This window comes from Variovorax sp. P1_H2, assembly GCF_056405295.1.
Genome location: NZ_JBFUCJ010000249.1, coordinates 1 through 2,753, shown reverse-complemented (window position 1 = coordinate 2,753; position 2,753 = coordinate 1). Strand labels below are relative to the sequence as shown.

Sequence of the window (2,753 nt, the reverse complement as noted above, 5' to 3'; positions counted from 1 at the left end):
GAGTGGTAGTTCAGTYGGTTAGAATRCYGGCCTGTCACGCCGGGGGTCGCGGGTTCGAGTCCCGTCCACTCCGCCAGAATTTCGTTAGAAATCAATGGGTTGCAAGCTTCGGCTTGCAGCCCATTTTGGTTTTTGGAATACGAATCGTCCCTCCTTCGGTCGCGACCACGATCTCGGGCTCGTCGTGCGTCACGTCGCGCTTGGCTTCCTCGACCACCTTGTTGTGCGAGATCCGGTCGAAGGGGTTCGATTCGATCATCCCCTTGCCGATCGCGTACTCGCGTATCAGCCGAGCCAAGGCGATCTCCTTGTTGGCCTTCACCGGGCGGGTGAAGCCGCCCTCCGGCATGTCTTCCACGATGCGTGTCGATTCCTCGATGGCCTGCCGGCGCAGCTTGCGGATCTGGTTCGCGTCGTCGACCAGGCATTTGAAGCGGAACGCCCAGCGCCCGGACTTCATCTTGTAGCCGATGCTGTACAACCGCGCGCCGTACCGCTCGTAGAGCGGAAGGGCAGGCCGTCAGGGTTGGTGCGGGAGCGGATCATGCGAGCCTCGGCGTTGGCAGGTTCAGGGCCTTCTTGATCGGCTCGTCCCTACTTGCAACGTTGACTGCGAAGGTCTACGGTAGCTTTGAACGATTGGAGGTACCGCCTATGCCACGCGCTCGCAAGAACGCCCAACTTTCAGAAGACCCGAAGTTGGCTGCAGAGGACCCCTCGGCCCTGATTCCGCCGAGGGAACATCGCAATAGAGACATCGACACCGTGATGGCGACCGGAGGATCTGCGTCGGAAGAACACGTCGGCGAGCAGACGAACTCGAAGGAAGGGATGAGGCATTCATCCCAAACGGGAAGAACCTGACGAGGGCATTCGAAAAGTCTCATGGTCGAATCCTTCTGAACTCGACCGCCCACGCCGGGGGGTTGGCCGCCCATACAAGCGGTGCCCCTGGACATGCCGTAGCGCGGTTGATGAAGGTGGAAAGAGAGAAGATCAAGCGCGTCTTGCCGCCGCTGAGGAGGGCGCACCCTCGACGCCGACAAGAGGGGGCGGCCTTTCATACGTCGGTCCTCTTCGTTGGAGGCAACACATGTCCGACACCAGCTTTGAACACCACGGGCACCAAGTCACGATCAACGTCTGGCCAATCGGCGCGCGCTGGAGTTGGTCATACCAGATCGACGACCGGAAGACTGTTGACATTGCCGAGTCCGGTGCACGCTCGGAGGAAGAGGCGCTGATCGAGGCGAGGCACGAAGCCATCGCGGCGATCAAGGAGCTGGATGCCGGGCCGTAGGCTCGCGAAAGGAATGGGGAGCGCCTTCAACCTGCGTGCCCCGATCGATGGAGGTGGAAATGGCGCTCGAAGGCATGCACCACGTATTGCTGGGCTATCTGAGAGACAAGGGAGCCGTTCAGTTTGTGATCGACGCTTGGGAGAGCGCGTGGTATCAGGCGCAGAGATTTCCTGATGAGCCGCTGCCTTGCCCCGAATGCTTCCTTGATGGCAGCCTTCGGCGCCTGGAATTGCTCCCCAGTGGAGGCCCTCAGGTCGTAGCGCGTTGCGAGGCCTGCCACATCAAATTTGAGTTTGATGAGCCCTGACATCACGTTGCAGCCCTCCTGTAGATCCGCACGCAGTCGGTGATCGCGCGGATACTCAAGGCTCGAAGCGCGAGTTGGTCCACCCGGTAGTCCGCCCTTGCCAGTGGATTGGACCAAGCGTCCTGCTGCCGGTCATTGGTTTCCCCGCACGGTTAACGCCGCGGCCACGTCGCGCACCCACATCGGCTGCGACGACAGCATGAAGGTCTCGCCGCTCCAAGCCAGCAGCAGCGTGGTGCCCATCACGCCCGCGATCGCGTAGGCTGCGTCGCTCGGCACCTCGTTGCCGATGCGCTCTCGCCGGGCCTGATCGCTCAGCCCGTCCAGTTCGAAGCGCTCCTCGGGGTCGGATCCAGGCATTGGCACGCCAAGATTCCACTTGAAGCTCGCATCGCCCAGCTCGGATAATTATTTGCGGATGACCGCAGCGCCGTTGGGCCCGGCGCATCCCGCGCGGTAGACACCGTTGACGCAAGTGACCTTGGGCGGCGGGGGCTTTCTGACCACGACGGCCCCGTTCGGGCCGGCGCACCCCGCGCGATAGACGCCCTTGACGCACGCGGCCGCCGAAGCATCCAGCGGCATCACGGCCATCATTCCCAAGGCTGCCGTTGCCGCAAGTAAGGATCTATTTTTCAAGGCTTTCTCCTGTGAAGCCAATGCTGGCGATCGCCAACGTTATCCTGCTCGAAAGAATTTCGAGACACGTGTTGTCGAGTCCGCATCCTGAAAGGCGGTCATTTGGGGAACATCAGCTGCGCCTGGAGTCTCAGCGCCCAGCGGGGTGCGTTGTCGGGTCGTTCGACGTTGTAGTAGGCAGAGGCCTGCAGGTTCACCGGCAGCTTGCCAAAGCGGACAATCTTGCCGACGCCACCGCCCACGGGCACGGTCCACTTCTGGCCTCCGGCCGCCTCCCAGTTCGCGGTGATGAGCGGCGACGAGGTCAGGTAGAAGCCTCCCGGAAAGTTGTAGTTCAGGAATGGCTGCAAGGTCAGCTGGTTGATCTTCGGATCGGTCGACGAGCTACTCACTGACCAGATGTTGTTGATCAACGCGCCATAGACCCAGGGACTGCCCTTCTCGAGCCGAAGCACGACCGCGGTCGGCCCCAGGCCCCAGCGGTCGTTGCCGAGCCGGTCGTTGGT

4 protein-coding genes and 2 pseudogenes are annotated in these 2,753 nt (G+C 61.8%); 3 read left to right on the top strand and 3 right to left on the bottom strand.

What is annotated here, in order from left to right; translation table 11 throughout:
- Positions 1–91 precede the first annotated feature (91 nt).
- Positions 92–481 (bottom strand): hypothetical protein, encoded by a 390-nt coding sequence (locus AC1D2E_RS35435; protein WP_478201729.1) that lies wholly within the window; start codon positions 479–481, stop codon positions 92–94.
- A gap of 612 nt (positions 482–1,093) precedes the next feature.
- Here AC1D2E_RS35435 and AC1D2E_RS35430 point away from each other — a divergent pair.
- Entirely contained in the window at positions 1,094–1,300 is a 207-nt protein-coding gene (locus AC1D2E_RS35430) for a hypothetical protein (protein WP_478201728.1), read from the top strand.
- A 59-nt stretch (positions 1,301–1,359) separates the two neighbouring features.
- A complete protein-coding gene (locus AC1D2E_RS35425; protein WP_478201727.1) occupies positions 1,360–1,608 on the top strand; it encodes a hypothetical protein in 249 nt (82 codons plus the stop codon).
- 132 nt (positions 1,609–1,740) lie between these two features.
- On the opposite strand, the pseudogene AC1D2E_RS35420 reads toward AC1D2E_RS35425, so the two are convergent.
- A pseudogene (locus tag AC1D2E_RS35420) lies at positions 1,741–1,956 on the bottom strand (DNA cytosine methyltransferase); the annotation flags it as partial.
- Positions 1,957–2,158: 202 nt separating this feature from the next.
- On the opposite strand from AC1D2E_RS35420, the gene AC1D2E_RS35415 reads away from it, so the two are divergent.
- On the top strand, positions 2,159–2,338 hold the full coding sequence (locus tag AC1D2E_RS35415) for a hypothetical protein (RefSeq protein ID WP_478201726.1): 180 nt from the start codon (positions 2,159–2,161) through the stop codon (positions 2,336–2,338).
- Positions 2,339–2,345: 7 nt separating this feature from the next.
- Here AC1D2E_RS35415 and AC1D2E_RS35410 read toward each other — a convergent pair.
- Positions 2,346–2,753, bottom strand: a pseudogene (locus AC1D2E_RS35410) (hypothetical protein); the annotation flags it as partial.